Source organism: Polynucleobacter sp. UK-FUSCHL-C3, from assembly GCF_040409815.1.
GTDB lineage: Bacteria > Pseudomonadota > Gammaproteobacteria > Burkholderiales > Burkholderiaceae > Polynucleobacter.
This window is the reverse complement of record NZ_CP099959.1, coordinates 1585509-1605257: the sequence shown is the minus strand read 5'-3', so window position 1 is coordinate 1605257 and position 19749 is coordinate 1585509. Positions and strand designations below refer to the sequence as shown.

Annotated in this window: 19 protein-coding genes; 9 read left to right on the top strand and 10 right to left on the bottom strand. The window is 46.8% G+C overall.

Translation table 11 applies throughout. From position 1 onward, the window contains the following. Position 1: 1 nt before the first annotated feature. From miaA to murJ, 3 genes are read right to left on the bottom strand one after another with little or no spacing between them, the layout of a single operon-like run. A complete protein-coding gene (miaA, locus tag NKE59_RS08145) occupies positions 2-961 on the bottom strand; it encodes a tRNA (adenosine(37)-N6)-dimethylallyltransferase MiaA (RefSeq protein ID WP_353438475.1) in 960 nt (319 codons plus the stop codon). A gap of 14 nt (positions 962-975) precedes the next feature. Beyond that, positions 976-1818: a SirB1 family protein gene (locus NKE59_RS08140; RefSeq protein ID WP_353438474.1), complete on the bottom strand. Its 843-nt coding sequence runs from the start codon at positions 1816-1818 to the stop codon at positions 976-978. 5 nt (positions 1819-1823) lie between these two features. After that, the gene (gene murJ / locus NKE59_RS08135) at positions 1824-3380 is read right to left on the bottom strand and encodes a murein biosynthesis integral membrane protein MurJ (protein ID WP_353438473.1); all 1557 of its coding nucleotides are present in this window, start codon (positions 3378-3380) and stop codon (positions 1824-1826) included. 185 nt (positions 3381-3565) lie between these two features. Here murJ and rpsT point away from each other — a divergent pair, with 185 nt between their 5' ends. From rpsT to NKE59_RS08115, 4 genes are all read left to right on the top strand, one after another. Beyond that, positions 3566-3829, top strand: a complete 264-nt coding sequence (gene rpsT, locus NKE59_RS08130) for a 30S ribosomal protein S20 (protein ID WP_353438472.1) — start codon at positions 3566-3568, stop codon at positions 3827-3829. 103 nt (positions 3830-3932) lie between these two features. Further along, the gene (gene argF / locus NKE59_RS08125) at positions 3933-4934 is read left to right on the top strand and encodes an ornithine carbamoyltransferase (RefSeq protein WP_353438471.1); all 1002 of its coding nucleotides are present in this window, start codon (positions 3933-3935) and stop codon (positions 4932-4934) included. A gap of 73 nt (positions 4935-5007) precedes the next feature. Next, the gene (locus NKE59_RS08120; RefSeq protein ID WP_353438470.1) at positions 5008-6237 is read left to right on the top strand and encodes an argininosuccinate synthase; all 1230 of its coding nucleotides are present in this window, start codon (positions 5008-5010) and stop codon (positions 6235-6237) included. A 32-nt stretch (positions 6238-6269) separates the two neighbouring features. Next, complete coding sequence (locus NKE59_RS08115; RefSeq protein ID WP_353438469.1) at positions 6270-6575, top strand: pyrimidine/purine nucleoside phosphorylase; 306 nt, start codon at positions 6270-6272, stop codon at positions 6573-6575. A gap of 11 nt (positions 6576-6586) precedes the next feature. On the opposite strand, the gene NKE59_RS08110 is transcribed toward NKE59_RS08115, so the two are convergent. After that, positions 6587-6988, bottom strand: coding sequence for a DUF192 domain-containing protein (locus NKE59_RS08110; RefSeq protein ID WP_353439939.1), 402 nt, complete (start codon positions 6986-6988; stop codon positions 6587-6589). A gap of 133 nt (positions 6989-7121) precedes the next feature. Between NKE59_RS08110 and icd the strand changes: the two genes are divergently transcribed. Then, entirely contained in the window at positions 7122-8372 is a 1251-nt protein-coding gene (icd, locus tag NKE59_RS08105; protein ID WP_353438468.1) for an NADP-dependent isocitrate dehydrogenase, read from the top strand. A 67-nt stretch (positions 8373-8439) separates the two neighbouring features. On the opposite strand, the gene NKE59_RS08100 is transcribed toward icd, so the two are convergent. After that, complete coding sequence (locus NKE59_RS08100; RefSeq protein ID WP_353438467.1) at positions 8440-8643, bottom strand: cold-shock protein; 204 nt, start codon at positions 8641-8643, stop codon at positions 8440-8442. A gap of 287 nt (positions 8644-8930) precedes the next feature. On the opposite strand from NKE59_RS08100, the gene clpS reads away from it, so the two are divergent. Beyond that, a complete protein-coding gene (gene clpS / locus NKE59_RS08095) occupies positions 8931-9287 on the top strand; it encodes an ATP-dependent Clp protease adapter ClpS (RefSeq protein WP_353438466.1) in 357 nt (118 codons plus the stop codon). Continuing rightward, a complete protein-coding gene (gene clpA, locus NKE59_RS08090; RefSeq protein ID WP_353438465.1) occupies positions 9284-11593 on the top strand; it encodes an ATP-dependent Clp protease ATP-binding subunit ClpA in 2310 nt (769 codons plus the stop codon). Before clpS ends, clpA begins: the two co-directional genes overlap by 4 nt. A gap of 18 nt (positions 11594-11611) precedes the next feature. Here the strand turns inward: clpA and dut are convergent, their stop codons facing one another. Genes dut through NKE59_RS08065 form a run of 5 tightly spaced genes read right to left on the bottom strand, consistent with a single transcriptional unit; the run spans position 11612 to position 17615 of the window. Beyond that, positions 11612-12061, bottom strand: coding sequence for a dUTP diphosphatase (gene dut, locus NKE59_RS08085; protein ID WP_353438464.1), 450 nt, complete (start codon positions 12059-12061; stop codon positions 11612-11614). A gap of 10 nt (positions 12062-12071) precedes the next feature. After that, positions 12072-13277 (bottom strand): bifunctional phosphopantothenoylcysteine decarboxylase/phosphopantothenate--cysteine ligase CoaBC, encoded by a 1206-nt coding sequence (gene coaBC, locus NKE59_RS08080; RefSeq protein WP_353438463.1) that lies wholly within the window; start codon positions 13275-13277, stop codon positions 12072-12074. A 27-nt stretch (positions 13278-13304) separates the two neighbouring features. After that, positions 13305-13802 (bottom strand): signal peptidase II, encoded by a 498-nt coding sequence (gene lspA, locus NKE59_RS08075; protein WP_353438462.1) that lies wholly within the window; start codon positions 13800-13802, stop codon positions 13305-13307. Between the two features lie 2 nt (positions 13803-13804). Then, positions 13805-16669 (bottom strand): isoleucine--tRNA ligase, encoded by a 2865-nt coding sequence (gene ileS / locus NKE59_RS08070; RefSeq protein ID WP_353438461.1) that lies wholly within the window; start codon positions 16667-16669, stop codon positions 13805-13807. Beyond that, a complete protein-coding gene (locus NKE59_RS08065; RefSeq protein WP_353438460.1) occupies positions 16662-17615 on the bottom strand; it encodes a bifunctional riboflavin kinase/FAD synthetase in 954 nt (317 codons plus the stop codon). Before NKE59_RS08065 ends, ileS begins: the two co-directional genes overlap by 8 nt. Before the next feature lie 39 nt (positions 17616-17654). Between NKE59_RS08065 and purN the strand changes: the two genes are divergently transcribed. Beyond that, positions 17655-18287, top strand: coding sequence for a phosphoribosylglycinamide formyltransferase (gene purN / locus NKE59_RS08060; protein ID WP_353438459.1), 633 nt, complete (start codon positions 17655-17657; stop codon positions 18285-18287). Further along, positions 18284-19747, top strand: coding sequence for an RsmB/NOP family class I SAM-dependent RNA methyltransferase (locus NKE59_RS08055; protein ID WP_353438458.1), 1464 nt, complete (start codon positions 18284-18286; stop codon positions 19745-19747). The genes purN and NKE59_RS08055 overlap by 4 nt, the downstream gene beginning before the upstream one ends. Positions 19748-19749 lie beyond the last annotated feature (2 nt).

The following is a 19749-nucleotide window of genomic DNA, read 5'->3' as shown; positions in this document are numbered from 1 at the left end:
GTTACTGCAAGAGGGCTAGACATTGTTTTTGGGCAAGATCCATTTGCTTTGTATCGAAAGGATCAAATACCCGACGATCCATTGCTCGAAGCCAGGTCATCTGCCGTTTACTGAGTTGTCGGGTCGCAGCATATGCTTTTTCTTTCATCGTCTCAAAATCAATATCCCCCGCTAGATACTCCCAAACTTGTCGATAACCGACAGACCGAATCGCTGGCAGATTGGTATGCAGGTCGCCACGATTGAGAAGTTGTTCAACCTCTTCAATGAATTTGCTCTCTAGCATTTGATCAAAACGTTGCTCTAGACGCGTGTGCAAGGTCTTTCGATCGAATGGCTCGAGTGAGATTACCTCTACCCAATCAGGAGTGGGCTCTTGCTTACGACCCGCCAGACTCGGGGTTTCTTCGAAGAGATCCGATAGCGGTCGCCCAGTAAGTGCAAATACCTCTAGGGCTCGCTGAACCCGTTGACTGTCGTTTGGCTGAAGACGTTTTGCACTAGCGGGGTCCAAGATGGCTAACTTTGCATGCATAGCAGGCCAGCCGATTTCAGCAGCTTCGCGGTCTAATTGAGCGCGCACCTCAGGGTTTGCAGCGGGTAGATTAGAAAAGCCATAGACCCAAGCTCTCCAGTAGAGCATCGTGCCACCGACTATGAGCGGGATATTTCCTCGCTGTTTGATGTCAGAAATCAGTTCTTTTGCATCGCTTGCAAATTGTGCAGCAGAGTAATTTTGGCTGGGGTCTAAAACATCAATCAGATGATGGGCCACCTCTGCCTGTTCTGCTTTGGAGGGTTTGGCGGTGCCTATATCCATACCTTTGTACACCAGGGCAGAGTCCATGCTGATAATTTCAATAACTCGCCCCAAGTCTTTATATTGGCGCGCAAGCCAAAGCGCTAAATTACTTTTGCCGACTCCCGTGGGGCCGACGATGGATAAAACCTTAGTAGGCATCAAGAACAAAAGACTTAGTGTTGGCGAACTTGATTTTCAAGGGTCGAAATGTGCTCTCGGATTTCTTCAGCATCACTTGCATCCGGTTGTCCGCTGAGATAGGTTTGCATATCTTCAATTGCCGGGCGCAAGTATTCTAGTTGAGCAAAAATTAAGCCTCGATCGCGTACTTCTTCGAGAGAGTCTGGCAATAAAATAACTAGGCGTTGTTGTACTCCCAGTAAACGCTCCCAGCGTTCATGTTCGGTATATATCAGTTTTAAGTTACGCAAGAAGCGCGAAAGGATTTCTCGAGAACTAGAGACCCTCAGAAAAACATTTAGTGGTAGCTGCAGATCGCCAACATAGCCCCTTGCTTCTAAGTATGGGTCTAGCATTTCTTGTAACTCATGCTTTGCCAGAGAGGTGCCCGTCAAGGGGTCCATGATGACCTCACCCTGAGGGAGTGAGACGCGCAACATAAAGTGGTTTGGAAAGGATATCCCTTTAACTTTTAAACCAATTTGATTGCCAAGCTCCATCATCAGGATGGCTAGAGAAATAGGAATACCACGACGACTTTGCAGGACGTGATGGATATACGAGTTCTCGGGGGCATAAAAATCATTGGGGTTGGGGCCAAAACCAAGCTCGGTATAAAAGAAATGCTTTAGCTGTTGCAAGCGTTGCACAGCAGAGGCATCGGCAGAAATACGTTTCTTTAGACGATCACCAAACTGATCGATTTCATCTAAGACGTGTTGAACATCTAGATCAGGGAAGGCATGTTGTGCAACCGCAATACTTGCTTCAGTAAGCGGAAAGTGCTCGTCCTCAGCAACTAAGGTAGAGAAGTAATCGAGCTGTTGAGTCGGCATATTTGCTATTTTGCATGACGCAGAAAATTTTGCCAGCGCAATCCAACGAGCCAGAGAGTGGCAAAGTAGAGCAAGGCTGCAAACATCAACCAAAGCCCCAGAAACGCTATACGGATCCATGGGCTACTTTGAAGCGCTAGCCAGTCATGAGCGCTTGCACCATAAAAGAGCAATAAGCCTAAGGGCAATAAACCGATACTAAGTTGAGTAATGTATTTAAGCCACCCAGCGGCTTTGGGCAAAGCACCCTTTCTCCTAAGGCCAATCCAAAGTAGCGCTGCATTCAGACATGCCCCCAAACCAACCGATAGAGCTAGACCAGCATGTGCAAATAAAGGCACTAGAGCGATATTGGCTATTTGAGTAAAGACCAATACTAATAAAGCAATCTTGACCGGCGTACGAATATCCTGGCGGGAGTAAAAGCCGGGCGCTAAAATTTTGACAAGGATGAGCCCGATTAGACCAACACCATAAGCAGCGAGAGCTTGACGAGTCATTTCGACATCTAGAGCGTTGAACTGACCGTAGTGATATAGGACAGCAGAGATTGGTGTGCCAAACAGAAAGAGCGCCAATGCGCATGGGGCTGCTAGTAAAAAGGTAAGACGTAGACCCCAAACCAAAAGCTCCCCAGCATGTGCAATGTCTTGATTAGCATTCGCCTTACTCAGGCTTGGAAGTAATACGGTTCCTAGTGCAACACCAAGAAGTGCTGTAGGAAACTCCATCAGTCGGTCTGCATAGGATAGCCACGACACACTTCCAGTTTGTAAATGAGAGGCGATATTGGTGTTAATGATTAAAGAAATTTGGGCGACCGATACCGCAAATACAGCGGGCACCATTAACTTAATGACGCGACGCGCATCTGGATTTCCCCAGGCCGATTTAATCGCCTTGGGAAAAAAAGCAATACGCGGCAGAAGTCTTAGTTTTAAAAGCGCCGGTATTTGAATGCCGAGTTGTAAAATGCCTCCAATAATGACGCCAGCACTCAGGGCGTAAATGGGTTGCTCTAAGTGAGGGGCTAATAAAACAGCAGCTCCAATAAGGCAAAGGTTCAGAAGAACGGGGGTGAATGCGGGCACGGCAAAGCGTCCAAAGGTGTTCAGAATTCCGGCCGATAGGGATACTAAGGAAATGAGTCCAATGTATGGAAACATGATTTGGGTCATCAAAATGGCGGTGTCGTAAGCGCCCCCACCTTTGAGCCCGGCAGCAATAATAAAAACTAGAATAGGCGCGCCAATCACTCCCATTAGAACGGTTAGGCCTAAGGCCCAAAACAGGAGGGTGGCGATGGCGTCCACTAGACCCTGAGTTTTATTGCGATCCCCTTGATTGGAGATCTCTCCCAGAATGGGGACAAAAGCTTGAGAAAAAGCGCCTTCGGCAAAGAGCCTACGGAGCAAATTAGGCAGCCGGAAGGCCACATTAAAGGCATCCGTCCACTCGGAAGCCCCAAAGCTCCTGGCAATGAGGGTCTCGCGAACCAATCCCGTAATGCGGGATAGCATGGTCAAGGAGCTGACTTTGGCTGCGGCAGAAAGCAGGTTCATGGGCTGATTTTCCCTTATTTGGGGGTGTGGTGGGCATTTTGGCCTCTTTCGGGTAGAATGTCAGGTTTTCGAGAGCCGTATTGTTGCGGCTTTGCAAAGATAGTGAACGCAGGCTTTTGGCAGGTTTTTACTTTTAAAAGTTTGATTTCATTCTGATTATTTGATTTAGATAGGTTAATTTAATAATGGCTAATACCGCACAAGCACGCAAGCGCGCTCGTCAATCTGTGAAGCAAAATGCTCACAACGCTAGTTTGCGTTCCAAGCTACGTACTTCGATCAAGGCTGTTCGCAAGGCGATCGAAGCGGGTGACAAGGATGTAGCGAAGAAAGTATTTATTGCAACACAGTCAACGATTGACACAATCACCGATAAAAAGATTGCTCACAAAAATACTGCCGCTCGTCAGAAGTCACGACTTTCTGCAGCCATTAAGGCGATGGCCTAATTGTTTTTTATTAGGCCTTTAGCGGGCCTAAGGTAGTTTAGATTTTCTGACCCGCTCTTAGATCGAGCGGGTTTTTGTTTCATGGAGCGTTCTTTTGCAAGATATGCCGCATAAAACTTCTCAAACAACCCAAGATGCTCATTTGGCTGAGCTAGGTACCGGCCGTTCATTGGCTAAGCCTCAGGTGCCCGGGCAGCTGAGGCACTATCTCCAGTTCTCAGACTTTAGTCGGGATGAGTATGAGTATTTATTTGCTAGGGCAGCGTGGTTGAAGGAGCGCTTCAAACGCTATGAGACTTGGCATCCCCTGCACGATCGCACCTTGGCAATGATCTTCGAAAAACATTCCACACGAACTCGTTTATCGTTTGAGGCAGGCGTTCACCAATTGGGCGGACATGCGGTTTATATGAATACAAGGGATACACAGCTTGGTCGGGGTGAGCCTATTGAGGATGCCGCACAAGTCATTTCCAGAATGACCGACATCATCATGATTCGGACCTTTGAGCAAGATACCATTGAGCGCTTTAGTGCCAACTCACGTGTCCCAGTCATCAATGGGCTAACCAATCAATATCATCCTTGCCAGGTAATGGCCGATATCTTCACATTTGTGGAAGCCCGTGGACCTATTCAAGGTAAGACCGTTGCTTGGGTCGGCGACGCAAACAATATGGCATATACCTGGATACAGGCCGCTGAGAAATTAGATTTCGAGTTTCGGTTCTCTGCGCCTGAGGGCTATCAGCTTGAGCGATCGCGCCTGAATAGCTCGGCCTTAAATCACCTTGTAGTATGTGCCGACCCGAAAGATGCTTGCAAAGGTGCTCATTTGGTTTCAACAGACGTCTGGACCAGCATGGGTTTTGAGGATGAAAATACTTCGCGTATGGCTGCTTTCAAAAACTGGATGGTTTCAGAAGATCTAATGGCTTTAGCCCAACCCAATGCATTGTTCATGCATTGCCTACCAGCGCATCGGGGTGAGGAGGTGAGTGCGGCTGTGATTGACGGACCTCAAAGCATAGTTTGGGAAGAAGCCGAGAATCGCCTGCATGTTCAAAAAGCTCTAATGGAGTTTTTGCTCTGTGGGCGCCTATAAAATTATGGTTGCTACATAGCGTATGTGTTTTATCTTTTTGATTGAAGTTCTGTAAAAAACATAGAAATAAATTATGTCCGACATTAAAAAAGCAGTATTAGCCTATTCTGGTGGTTTAGATACCAGTGTTATTTTGAAGTGGCTTCAAGACACATATGCTTGTGAGATAGTGACCTTCACCGCTGACCTAGGTCAAGGGGAGGAGCTTGAGCCTGCTCGTGCAAAGGCTCTTCAATTCGGGATTAAGCCAGAGCATATCTTTATTGATGATTTGCGCGAAGAGTTTGTACGTGATTTTGTATTCCCAATGTTCCGTGCCAATACGATCTATGAAGGTGAGTATTTATTAGGCACATCGATAGCACGTCCTTTGATTGCCAAACGACAAATTGAGATTGCTCGTCAAGTTGGCGCTGATGCAGTGTCGCACGGGGCCACAGGCAAGGGTAATGATCAGGTTCGTTTTGAGTTAGGCTATTACGCGCTTGAGCCGGGCATTAAAGTAATTGCCCCATGGCGTGAGTGGGATCTACTCTCTCGAGAAAAACTACTAGCTTACGCAGAGAAGCACGGTATTCCTGTTGAAATGAAGCACAAGCAAGGTGGGGCGCCTTACTCGATGGATGCCAATCTGTTGCATATTAGTTTTGAGGGCCGTCATTTAGAAGACCCCAATGCCGAGGCTGAAGAAGCGATGTGGCGTTGGACGGTCTCTCCTGAAAAAGCTCCAGATAAAGCTCAGGTCATTGAGATTGAGTTTAAGAATGGCGACCCGGTCGCTATTAATGGCAAGGCTATGAAAGCCCATGAGTTATTGGCTGAACTTAATCGCTTGGGCGGCGCAAATGGGATTGGTCGTCTTGATTTAGTTGAAAACCGCTTTGTTGGTATGAAGAGTCGAGGTTGCTATGAGACTCCGGGCGGCACGATATTACTAAAAGCGCATCGTGCGATTGAAAGTATTACGTTAGACCGCGAAGTGGCGCATCTTAAGGATGATCTGATGCCACGTTATGCAACACTTATTTATAACGGCTATTGGTGGTCACCTGAGCGGATTGCATTGCAAACTTTAATTGATCACACGCAAAAGAGTGTCAATGGTAATGTTCGCCTAAAGCTTTATAAAGGCTCTGTATCCGTATTGGCGCGCGACTCTGTAAATACTTTATTTGATCAGAATATTGCGACCTTTGATGATGATGGCGGAGCTTATAACCAGGCGGATGCAGGTGGATTTATTAAGTTAAATGCCCTACGCATGCGTATTGCAGAAATCGCAAAGCGCAAGCGTGCTAAATAATTAATCATTTATTTTGATAAGAGAGCGAACACATGCAGTTTGATCAGGTTTCAGTTGGTAAAAAAGCGAATGTCTACTTCGATGGTAAGTGTGTGTCGCATACCGTTACCTTGGCAGACGGTACCCGTAAATCAGTTGGAGTGATATTACCTAGCACCTTACGCTTTGATTTGACAACTAAAGAAGTGATGGAAGTGGTAGATGGAACTGCCTATGTCAGCATCAATGGCGAAGCTGAAAAATCATTTTCAGCTGGTCAAAGCTGGACTGTGGAGGCGGGTGCTTATTTTGTAATCCGGGCCGATCAACCCGTGCATTACGTTTGTCACTTTGGTTAAACCAAGCCTCATTACTTTTTAGGTAATCCCTGAACCACTGTCCCAGGACCAATAGCGCGTTGCGCAAACCATTTTTGATTCATTTCGAGGGCGTAGCGAACTGAAGAGCGCGGACAGTGATTATTTTGGGTCTCGGGCTCCATATCGGAGATGTTTACAATCTTGCCATCATCCTCTAGGAATGCAATGGATAGGGGTAGCTTGGTGTTGCGCATCCAGAAGCAATGAATCGCTTTTTCTTCAAAGACAAATAGCATTCCTGAATTCGTTGGCATAAAGGTCCGATACATAAGACCCGTTTGGCGAGCTGCTGGTGTATCTGCTAATTCAGCTTCTATGCGGTACATACCCGCTTTGAGCTCGATGACGGTCAGTTTTTGGTTTTGGGCGAACGATGCATGTGTAAGGCCCATCAGGCAAGAGGCCACTAGAACAGTCAAGTATTTATTTGCCATATTTGTCGAAGATTTAAAATAGTTCATTTTAGAGTAGGGACTTCTAAGTCTCATGCGAAAATACTGAATTCGTTAACTGGAGAAAAGCGCAATGCACAAGCACATCAAGGTTCCCGCTGGTGAAAAAATTACCGTGAATGCTGATTTTTCAATCAAAGTTCCCCATAATCCCATCATTCCATTTATTGAGGGAGATGGCACTGGATTGGATATTACCCCCGTCATGATCAAGGTGGTCGATGCTGCCGTTCAAAAAGCCTACGGTGGTAAGCGCAAGATTGCTTGGATGGAGGTTTTTGCTGGTGAGAAATCGACTAAGGTCTATGGTCCAGACGTGTGGATGCCAGACGAAACCCTGGAAGCAGTTAAGGAGTACGTTGTTTCGATCAAGGGTCCATTAACAACTCCTGTAGGTGGGGGGATTCGATCCTTAAACGTGGCCCTTCGTCAGTCACTCGATTTGTATGTTTGTTTGCGTCCGGTGCGTTATTTCAAGGGCGTGCCTTCCCCTGTTCGCGAACCTGAAAAAACCGATATGGTGATCTTCCGAGAGAACTCCGAGGATATATATGCCGGTATCGAGTGGGAAGCGGGCACAGATGGCGCCAAGAAGATTGTTGACTTTTTGACTAAGGAAATGGGTGTGAAGAAGATTCGTTTTCCAGAATCTTCGAGTATTGGTATCAAGCCAGTGTCACGCGAAGGGACCCAGCGTTTGGTTCGCAAAGCTTTCCAGTACGCCATTGATAATGACAAGCCTTCGGTGACATTAGTCCATAAAGGCAACATCATGAAATTTACGGAGGGTGGATTCCGTGACTGGGGTTATGAGTTAGCCACAAAAGAATTTGGTGCACAGCTTGTGGATGGCGGCCCATGGTGCAAATTCAAGAATCCCAAAACAGGTAAGGACATCATTGTGAAGGATGTGATTGCCGATGCGTTCTTACAACAGATCTTATTGCGTCCGAATGAATACAGTGTGATCGCAACCCTGAACCTAAATGGCGATTACATTTCTGATGCGCTAGCTGCCCAAGTTGGTGGGATTGGTATTGCGCCGGGAGCCAATATGTCCGATAGCATTGCGATGTTTGAGGCAACCCATGGTACTGCTCCTAAGTACGCCGGTAAGGATTATGTCAATCCAGGTTCTGAGATCCTCTCTGCAGAAATGATGTTGCGTCATCTAGGCTGGACTGAGGCGGCTGACTTGATTATTTCTTCTATGGAGAAAGCAATTTTGTCGAAGAAAGTAACGTATGACTTCGCACGTTTATTACCAGGTTCGACACAAGTTTCTTGTTCCGGCTTTGGTCAGGTCATGATCGACAATATGTAAGTGCGTTAGCTACAAAAGAAAAACCCCAGGTTTGACCCTGGGGTTTTTGTTTGGGATCAGGAAGTGATCAGCCAGCTTGAATATTTGTAGCTTGCTTACCCTTCGGACCTTGGGTAATGTCAAACGTTACCTTTTGGCCTTCTTTGAGGGTTTTAAAACCACTCATCGTGATTGCACTGAAATGTGCAAACAACTCTTCTTCACCATCATCAGGTTTAATAAACCCGAAACCTTTTGCATCATTAAACCACTTAACAACTCCGGTCGCCATGCGAACTCCATTACAAAAATCTTTAAAAACAACCGTGAAGCGAAGAAACACCACTTATTGGTCTCACACCACAACACGCCTAATGCAGGTAAATCTCATACGAGAAAGACACCACAAGGTCGATTGTTTGCCCTTTTTAAAGGGGTGTCAAGGAAATATGACCGAATAACACGTGAAAACCCCCTTTTTTTATAAAAATTACCCCAATATGACAAAAATGCCTTGTTTTTCAGGGATTTTCGTAAAGTAAAAACCAATTTTGGCCGAATTTTTTCTGTGTGGTTAGAATGGCTCTAATGAGTCAAAACCCCAAAACACCTCCTGGAGGAAATCCAGTAATCCCGTATAAGGAAGATACGGCTTTACTGGAACGGCAAGCTGAGAAAGTCAAGGTGCCTGCCATGTACAAAGTCATGCTATTGAATGATGACTACACCCCTATGGAGTTTGTGGTGATGGTTATTCAAGAGTATTTCAATAAAGACCAAGAGACAGCAACGCGAATCATGTTGCAAGTGCATCTTGCTGGTAAAGGTGTATGCGGTATCTTTACCCGCGATGTAGCTTCCACTAAAGTACATCAAGTAATAGAACGTTCCCGTGAAGCGGGCCACCCCTTGCAGTGCACTATGGAGGAAGCATGATTGCTCAAGAACTAGAAGTAAGCTTACACATGGCTTTTGTGGATGCGAGAGCAGCTCGCCACGAGTTCATCACCGTTGAGCATCTTCTATCGGCATTGCTGGATAACGCGACCTCGGTTGAGGTTTTGAAGGCTTGTGCCGTAAATATTGCTGAGTTGCGCTCACAACTCAAGAATTTTATCAATGACAACACGCCGGTGGTCCCAGGAACTGAAGAGGTCGATACGCAGCCAACCTTAGGATTTCAGCGGGTCATTCAACGTGCCATCATGCATGTCCAATCAACCTCGAATGGTAAAAAAGAGGTCACGGGCGCCAATGTGCTCGTAGCTATCTTTGGCGAGAAAGATTCACATGCGGTGTATTTCTTGCAACAGCAAGGGGTTACCCGTTTGGATGTAGTCAACTTCATTAGTCATGGCGTTCGTAAAGATAATACCGAGCCCGCCAAAGCGGCTGAGGCCAGCCCTGATGCCGAAGAGGCAGCGAGTGGTGGCAAAGAAAGCCCCTTAGATCAATTTACACAAAATCTTAACGCCCTTGCTCGCCAAGGCAAGATCGACCCATTGATCGGTCGTGATAGTGAAGTGGAGCGTGTGATCCAGGTCTTATGCCGTCGTCGTAAAAATAACCCACTGTTGGTGGGTGAGGCGGGTGTTGGCAAAACCGCGATTGCCGAAGGACTGGCCTGGAGAATTACCAAGGGAGAGGTGCCTGATATTTTGGCGAACGCCACGGTCTATTCTTTAGACATGGGTGCCTTGCTTGCCGGCACTAAATACCGTGGGGATTTTGAGCAACGTCTCAAGAGTGTTCTTAAATCATTAAAAGATAACGCCCATGGGGTCCTCTTCATCGATGAAATTCATACCTTGATTGGTGCGGGCGCAGCATCTGGAGGTACTCTCGATGCCAGTAATCTATTGAAGCCTGCTTTATCAAGCGGTACTTTAAAGTGCATTGGGGCAACTACCTTTACCGAGTACCGTGGCATTTTTGAGAAAGATGCAGCGCTATCTCGACGTTTCCAGAAGGTGGATGTGGTTGAGCCTACCGTAGATCAGACAGTACAAATTTTGCGTGGCTTGAAATCCCGTTTCGAAGAACACCATGGTGTTAAGTATGCAAGCGCAGCCTTGGTCGCCGCTGCCGAACTATCCTCGCGCTATATCAATGATCGACATTTGCCTGACAAAGCGATTGATGTCATTGATGAAGCAGGTGCTGCTCAGCGCATCTTGCCCAAGTCAAAGCAAAAGAAGACCATTAGTCGCCAAGAGATCGAGGAAATTGTTGCAAAGATTGCACGTATTCCGCCGCAATCGGTATCGGTGGATGATCGCAGTAAATTACAGACCCTAGATCGCGATATCAAGAGCGTCGTGTTTGGTCAAGATCCTGCGATTGAAGCTTTAGCCAGCGCTATTAAGATGACCCGGGCTGGCTTGGGTAAGGTTGATCGCCCGATCGGCTCATTCTTGTTCTCTGGACCTACTGGGGTCGGAAAGACAGAGGTTGCTAAACAGCTTGCATTCATTATGGGTATCGAGCTGTTGCGCTTTGATATGTCTGAGTATATGGAGCGTCATGCGGTCAGTCGCTTGATCGGGGCGCCCCCAGGTTATGTGGGCTTTGACCAAGGCGGCCTTTTAACCGAAGCGGTTTCTAAGAAACCCCATTGCGTCTTATTGCTAGATGAGATCGAAAAAGCACATCCGGATATTTTCAATATTCTGTTACAGGTGATGGATCATGGCACCTTGACCGATAACAATGGGCGCAAAACTGATTTCCGAAATGTCATCATCATCATGACTACTAATGCGGGTGCCGAGGCTATGCAGAAGTCAACCATGGGCTTTACTAATGCCCGTGAGCAGGGTGATGAGATGGCTGATATCAAGAAGTTCTTCACCCCAGAGTTCCGTAACCGTTTAGATGCAATCGTATCCTTCAAGGCCTTGGATGAATCAATCATCATGCGGGTAGTTGATAAGTTCTTGATGCAACTTGAAGAACAGTTGCATGAGAAGAAAGTGGATGCTGTCTTTGGTCCTGCATTGCGTGCCTACTTAGCAAAACATGGCTTTGACCCATTGATGGGAGCTAGACCAATGCAGCGAATCATTCAAGATACTGTACGCAAAGCCTTGGCTGACGAGCTGCTATTTGGTCGTTTAGCCCACGGTGGATCAGTGCTGGTTGATATTGATGATGAAGGTAAGGTTAAGCTCGATATTCAATCATCGAATACTCCACCAAGTAGAGCTAATAAAGCCAGTGCTGAACCGGTAGAAGAGATTTAATGAAGACTGGATGCGGATTTATCCGCGTCCAGTACTTCCAAATCCGCCACTGCCGCGGGTGCTGCTGACAAACTCAGGCACGATTTTTAATTCCACTTGTTGCACAGGAACGATGACTAATTGCGCTAAGCGTTCCATCGGCTCCAGTTTGAATGGAGTTGTGCTGCGATTCCAGGCGCTCACCATTAATGGACCCTGATAATCAGAGTCGATTAAGCCCACCAAATTACCTAAGACAATTCCGTGTTTATGACCAAGTCCTGAGCGTGGCAAGATCATCGCCGCATAACGTGGGTCTTCAATATAAATCGCAAGACCGGTTGGGATTAACTCTGTTTTGCCAGGGACTAACTCAATGGATTGATCAATGCAAGCGCGCAGATCTAATCCCGCACTACCAGGGGTCCCGTAACTTGGCATTTGTGAGCGCATCCGCTCGTCGAGTATTTTGACTTGAAGTACTTGCACTGAAGATCCTTTACGAAATACGGGTTGCCACAATCGCAATCAGACGTCGGGCCAGATCGAGCTTACTCGCTCGCCCCAAGTTTTTACTGCCTTTTTCATCCACCACTAAAATCTCGTTCGTATCTAAGCCGAAGGTTGCAGGCCCAATATTGCCAACGATCATCGGGATACCTTTGCGAACCCGCTTTTCTTTGCAATGCTTACCAAGCCGATCGGTCTCGGCAGCAAAACCAACACAATAGGGTTTGGATTTGCGTTTAGCAATTTTCGCCATTTCTAACAAAATGTCAGGATTAGAGCGAAATTGTAAATCGAGATCAGTTTGTTCTTGACGCTTAATCTTTTGTTTGGTGCGATTCGCAATCGTCCAGTCAGCTACGGCCGCAACAGCAAAAAATACATCACAGGTTGCCGAATCTAATACTGCTTGATACATTTCTTCGCCACTAGTGACATTAGTACGCAAAATTCTTCCACTACTGACGAGGGGGGTAGCTAGATCGCAGGGACCAGCAATCAGATGCACTTGGGCGCCAGCCTCAACAGCTGCTTGCGCTACCGCAAAGCCCATCTTGCCTGAGCTAAGGTTCGTGATGCCGCGAACTGGATCAATCGCCTCAAAGGTGGGGCCAGCCGTAATAAGCACCCGTTTATTTTTGAGAACCTGAGGCTGAAAGAAAGCAATCAATTGCTCACAGATTTCGGAGGGCTCAAGCATGCGACCTAAGCCGACCTCTCCGCAGGCTTGATCACCGCTCCCAGGACCTAAGACCATAACACCATCTTTGTTAAGACGTTCAAGACTTCGTTGGGTTGCGGGATGGGCCCACATTTGTAGATTCATGGCAGGAGCGATCAGAAGTGGGCAGTCGCGAGCGAGGCATAGCGTGCTCAAAAGATCGTCTGCAAGACCTAAAGAAAGTTTAGCCATTAAATCGGCACTTGCTGGTGCGATTAGGATTGCATCCGCTTGGCGAGAGAGTTCAATATGTGCCATGTTATTGGCAATGCGACCATCCCATTGATTGGTGTATACCGATTGCCCCGTGAGAGCTTGCAGTGTTACGGGAGTAATAAATTGCTGTGCAGCTTCGGTCATCACCACCTGAACCTGAGCGCCTTCTTGTATTAAGGCACGAGCCAGCTCTGCTGATTTATAGGCAGCGATCCCACCAGAGATCCCCAACACAATTTTTTTATTTGCTAAGGAAGCCATTGCATCCATTCCGATCTTTCAGTAAGACTAGCTGCGTTGCGTAATGGCACGCTTAATCTCGTTGATAACGATTAATGTAGCACCAATAGAGATGGCACTGTCAGCGATATTAAATGCAGGCCAATGCCAACCTTGATAGTGCACATCGATAAAGTCGACTACAGCCCCATACAAAAGGCGATCCAGCACATTGCCAATAGCACCGCCCAGGATTAGTGAGAGGGCGATACAAAATGAACGATCGTGTGTATTTTTTTGGAGGAGCCAAATAATGACCACAGCAGCAAGGATCCCGACGATGGTAAAAAACCAGCGTTGCCAGCCTCCTGCTTGGGATAAAAATGAGAATGCAGCCCCAGGGTTATAAATGAGAAACCAGTTCAAAAAATCAGTCACCGCAAGTGCTTGACCCATGGGCAGACTGATTTGTGCCCACCATTTGGTAATTTGGTCAACTATGAGGATCAGCAAGGCTAGTACGAGATACCACCGAGTTGATCCATTGGGGCTTTGATATTTATCCATAGTTATACAAATTGGCGTTTCTCGCCCTCGCCATAGAGGTTGCTGATGCAGCGACCACAAATGTCAGGGTGCTCGGAGTGTGATCCAACATCGCTTGTATGGTGCCAGCAGCGCGCGCATTTTTGAGCGGTGCTTGGTTTAACAGTAATAGCCATTGCATTACTGTTAGATTGAGTGATCTCTGCTTTAGAGGTGATTGTGACAAACCGCAGATCAACTCCAAGTGAGTTGAGTAGTGCAAAGTCGGATGCTGCCACCTCGATACTTAATTCTGCTTGCAAAGAAGACCCAATTTTTCCTGCCTCGCGTTCTACTTCAATGGCTTTGGTAATCTCAGAACGAATCTCACGAATCCGTTGCCATTTTTGGAGTAGCTCATTTTGGTTGGCAATATCTGGGAATGACCCAAATTGCTCGGTGAAGATCGAGGGGCTCTTGGGCTGTTTGGCAAAGTGGGGATAAGACTGCCATGCTTCTTCAGCAGTAAAGCTTAAGAAGGGCGATAGCCATTTGAGTAAATGCTGCGTGATATGAAATAGTGCATTTTGTGCGGAGCGACGACCTGGCGAGTTGGGCGCCATTGTATAAAGGCGATCTTTCAGGATATCTAAATAAAAGCCTCCCAAATCCTCAGAGCAGAAACCAAGTATTTTCGATACAGCTGGATGAAACTCATAGTTACGGTAATGAGCCTCAATGGTTTTTTGTAAATCTGCTGCAAGCGCTAGACTGTAACGATCCATCTCAAGCCAATCGGATACTGGCATTGAATGACTCTTTGGATCAAAGTCTGTGAGATTAGCAAGCAGAAAGCGTAAGGTATTACGCATACGACGATAGCTCTCAACCACACGTTTTAATATTTCATCAGAGATCGACATCTCTCCGGAGTAATCGGTTGAGGCAACCCAAAGTCGAATGATCTCAGCGCCTAATTTATCGGCTACCTGTTGCGGAGCAATGACATTGCCGACCGATTTACTCATCTTGCGACCCTGACCATCAACCGTGAAGCCGTGGGTAAGAAGTGCTTTATACGGAGGCTTGCCATCTAGCATCGCACCCGTTAATAAGGATGAATGAAACCAGCCACGGTGTTGATCAGAACCCTCTAGGTATAAATCAGCCCAGCGACCAGCCTCACCTTCACTTTCTTTACGGTAGAGGGCAGCACGATGTGAGCCCCGTATAACGTGCCAGTGCGTAGTGCCAGAGTCAAACCAAACATCTAAGGTATCTCGGTTTTTTTCATAATGCTTAGATTCATCACCAATTAAATCGGCAAGATCTAAAGCTTGCCAGGCCTCGATACCACCCTTCTCAACGAGTTGAGCAATCTTTTCTAGAAGTTCTGGAGTGCGCGGATGGGGCTCACCCGTTTCTTTATGGATTAGGAATGCCATGGGAACACCCCATTGCCGTTGGCGCGATAGGGTCCAATCGGGGCGGTTTGCAATCATGCTATGAAGACGTTGTTTACCCCAGGCTGGATAAAAGAGAGTGCTTTCAATACCAGCAAGTGCTGTTTCACGAAGAGATGCTTTCCCATCCGATGGTTTTTTATCCATACTGGCAAACCACTGGGAGGTAGCACGATAAATAATGGGCGTTTTATGACGCCAGCAATGCATATAAGAGTGCGTATACGACTTATTCTTAACAAGGCTACCCGCTTGCTCTAGGGCTTTAACAATATTGGTATTTGCTTTCCAAATATGCTGCCCAGCAAACAGGGGCAATGATGATGCATAAACACCATCACCCATAACAGGATTTATGATGTCTTGATCCGCTAAGCCATTTGTTTTACAGGATTTGAAATCTTCCTCACCGTAGGCAGGCGCACAGTGAACTAAGCCGGTACCCGTGTCTAAGGTGACATACTCTGCTAAGTAAATGGGTGCCAATCGTTTATACCCCGGGTCTAGGCTGGCTAGAGGGTGCCAGAAAGAGATACCCTCAAGGGCCTTACCTTTACAGGTACCTAGAACTTTCCCTTCAAAACCATATTGCTCCAGACATTCTTTGACACGGTCTTGAGCAAGTAGCAGGATTTGCTTTTGCGTCTCGACCAAGGCGTATTCCAGATCGGGATGTGCATTAAGCGCTTGATTGGCAGGTAAGGTCCAAGGTGTTGTAGTCCAAATGACCGCCATACCCGGTTTATTGGGAAGCTCTTTTAATCTAAAAGCATTTGCTAATGAATTTAACTGCGCCGTATCAAAGGCAAAGCCCACATCAACGGCAGGATCGGTTTTATCTAGATACTCTACTTCCGCTTCAGCGAGCGCGGAGCCGCAATCAAAGCACCAATTAACAGGTTTTAGTCCCCGGAATACATACCCCTTCTTCCAGATTTCTCCTAGAGCGCGGATCTCATCAGCCTCGTTTTGAAAGTCCATAGTGAGATAAGGCTCATCCCACTCGCCTAAGACACCAAGACGTTGAAAATCTTTTTTCTGTTTTGCAACCTGTTCTTTTGCATACTCACGTGCCTTGGCTTGCACTTGGGCAGTGGGTAAATTCTTACCAAATTGTTTTTCTATTTGGATCTCAATGGGCATACCATGGCAATCCCAGCCTGGCACATAAATTGCGTCAAAGCCCATTAGCCAACGTGACTTGACAATCATGTCCTTAAGGATTTTATTGACTGCGTGACCAATATGAATATCACCATTGGCATAAGGGGGGCCATCGTGAAGGATGAAACTAGGTTCGCCCGCATGAGCCGAGCGGATCGCTTCGTACACTTTATTGCGTTGCCACTCTTCAACCCATTGTGGCTCACGCTTAGGCAAATCTCCACGCATGGGGAATGAGGTCTCAAGGAGATTAACGGGGTAAGCAGAGGATTTGTCAGACATACATATTTTTCTTATGAAAATAATCGCGCGCCATTTGCGCATCATGTTGGATTGCAGCTTGTAAGGTTTTTAGATCAGGGTATTTCCGCTCTTCATGCAGTCGCTCTAGCAATTCTACGCAAACTAATTTCCCATACACCGATTGATTGAAATTAAATACATGGGCCTCTAATAAGACTTCCCCAGAACTCTCTACAGATGGGCGAACGCCTAGGCTAGCCACTGCTGGCAGAGCTTCTTTGGCAAGACCATGAACCTGAGCCACAAAAATACCGCTAGTAACTGGTTGATGGGAGCGCCGCAGGGTCGATACTGAAAGATTGAGTGTAGGGAAACCCAGTTGACGTCCTAATTGTTTGCCATACAAGACATGACCAGAAATAGAGAAGGGGCGACCAAGCAAGCTACTGGCTAGTAGCATGTCGCCTTTTTCAAGAGCGCGGCGCACAAGAGAACTTGAAATTCTTTCGTTCTCCTGAAGTACCGTAGAGATACTGGTGACCTCAAATCCATATTGTTGACCAGCGGCCTTCAGGCTTGCAAAATTACCAGCACGTTTGGCGCCATAACAAAAATCATCACCCACAAAAATCCATTTAGTGTTGAGTTGCTTCACTAGGATCTCTGTAACAAATTCTGTGGGGCTTAGTCGTGCAAATGCCTGATTGAATTCTGCAATCACAATCGAGTCCAAACCAAGACTTTTTAATGCCAGTAGCTTATCGCGTAAATTTTGGATACGGGGTGGTGCATCATTAGGGGTGAAGAATTCGCGGGGATGAGGCTCAAACGTTAATACGCAGCTAGATAGCTCGCGCGCACGAGTCCCTTGCACCAATTGCTGGAGCAATGCTTGGTGTCCTCGATGAACCCCATCAAAATTACCAATGGTGAGGGCGCAGGGAGGGCGAGTAGAGGATGAATAAAAACGTCGAATTACCTTCACAGTTCGCTTTCAGGCTAACCTTGAATTATATTGTTGGTCATGCATTCAATCGTTTCCTTAATTTCTGGGCGGGGCTCTAATTTAGAAGCAATCTTCAAGACCGCTACTGCAAAGTCATGGGATGTTCGATTTACAGGGGTTATTAGTAATAATCCAGAGGCAAAGGGCCTTGATTTTGCTAGGTCTCAGGGCATTTCCACACAAGTGCTTAATCATCGTGATTTTGCGAGTCGTGATGCTTTTGATAAGGCCCTAATTCACGAAATTGACCACTATGGAGCCGATTTATTGATTTTGGCTGGTTTTATGAGAATCCTCACCCCAGCCTTTATCAAGCATTATGAGGGCCGCATAATCAATATTCATCCATCCTTGTTACCACGTTACCCCGGTTTGCATACGCATGAGAGTGCTCTAGAGGCGGGCGATACGACGCATGGGGCTACCGTTCATTTTGTGAGTGCCGGTGTGGATGAGGGCCCTATCATTTGTCAGGGTGAGGTCCCTATATTGCTCGATGATGATGCAAGTCGTTTGGCAGCACGGGTCTTAAAAATGGAACACTACATTTACCCTTTAGCGGTTGAATGGTTTATTAACCAACGTTTACAGATCGAGGGAAATACTGTGCATATCCATCCACCTGAATCACAGTACATCTCATTTACATGAAAAATACTTCTAAAAAATCATCCGCATCGTATGGGTCTTCCAAGCGCCTGGCGGGAGAAAAGAAATACGCAAAAGCAAAGAACACCAAACCTAATGAGCCCATCAATCCCCAGGGGCAAAAAAATTATTCGCATGCTAAGGCTTTGCCCCAGCACGCGTTTCATCTAGAGCACATCGTTCCAGAATTACTTCTTTTTAATCAACCCGCGGATCGCGTGGTTAGTCGTTACTTTCGAGCAAACCCAAAATTAGGCAATCGAGATCGAGCATTAATTGCAGAAGCTGCCTTCGCAGTGTTACGACGTAAAAACGAGTTCTCGCAGTTTGCAGCTAGCGGTAGTGGACCGCAGGCACGTCGCCTAGCTTTGCTGGGCTTGGTTTCAGCGCTCTCTGAGGGCGGGCTTGGATCGGGCAATCGCTTAGAAAGCGCCTTAGCAGATTTAGCCTTTGTATTACAAACAGATGAGTTTGAGTGGTTGCAGCGTTACGGACAAGTTGATCGTAATGCACTTGCCCCAATGATTAAAAATAATCTACCAGAATGGTTGTGGAATGAACTAACTCAATCACTTGGTAAAGAGCGGTGTGAGCAATTAGCAGAGACTCTTATGAAACCCGCACCCCTTGATTTGCGTGTCAATACCATGAAGATTAATCGAGACGATCTGCTTGCGCAAATAAATGCCAGCACCAATCGCTTTGAGGCAATCCCAACCCCCTATTCTTTAGATGGCATCCGCATCTTTGGAAAGCCTTCCTTGCAAACCTCGACCTGGTTCAAGGATGGCCTCTTTGAAGTGCAGGATGAGGGTAGTCAAATCCTGTGTCATCTGCTCGCCCCAAAACGCGGTGAGATGGTGGTAGATTTTTGTGCAGGCGCAGGCGGCAAGACATTGGCTCTGGGCGCCATGATGCGAAGCACAGGTAGGTTGTATGCCTTTGATACATCCGAGCGACGACTGGCAAACCTAAAACCACGTCTTGCGCGCAGTGGTTTATCAAATGTTCATCTAGTTTGGATTGATAGTGAAAACGATCCCAAGATTAAGCGCCTTGCTGGCAAGATTGATCGGGTGCTGGTGGATGCCCCCTGCAGTGGTTTGGGAACTATTCGGCGTAATCCAGACCTCAAGTGGCGTCAGACTCCTGAGGAAATCAAGAAATTAGGCCAAACTCAGCTAGCGATCCTGGAATCTGCAGGCCGATTAGTAAAACCGGGTGGTCGCTTGGTCTACGCAACCTGCAGTCTTTTAGATCAAGAAAATCAGGGACTTGTAGAACTTTTTCTAGAAAAACACCCAGAATTCGAGGTTTTGCCAGCAGCAGAAGCCCTTGGCCAACATTTTTTATATGATGGAATACCCCTGGGAAGCAGTAATGCCAAGCCCTGGTGGCAGGTTTGGCCGCATATCCATGGAACTGACGGGTTCTTCGGGGCAGTATTACGCCGAAAGCCTTAAAA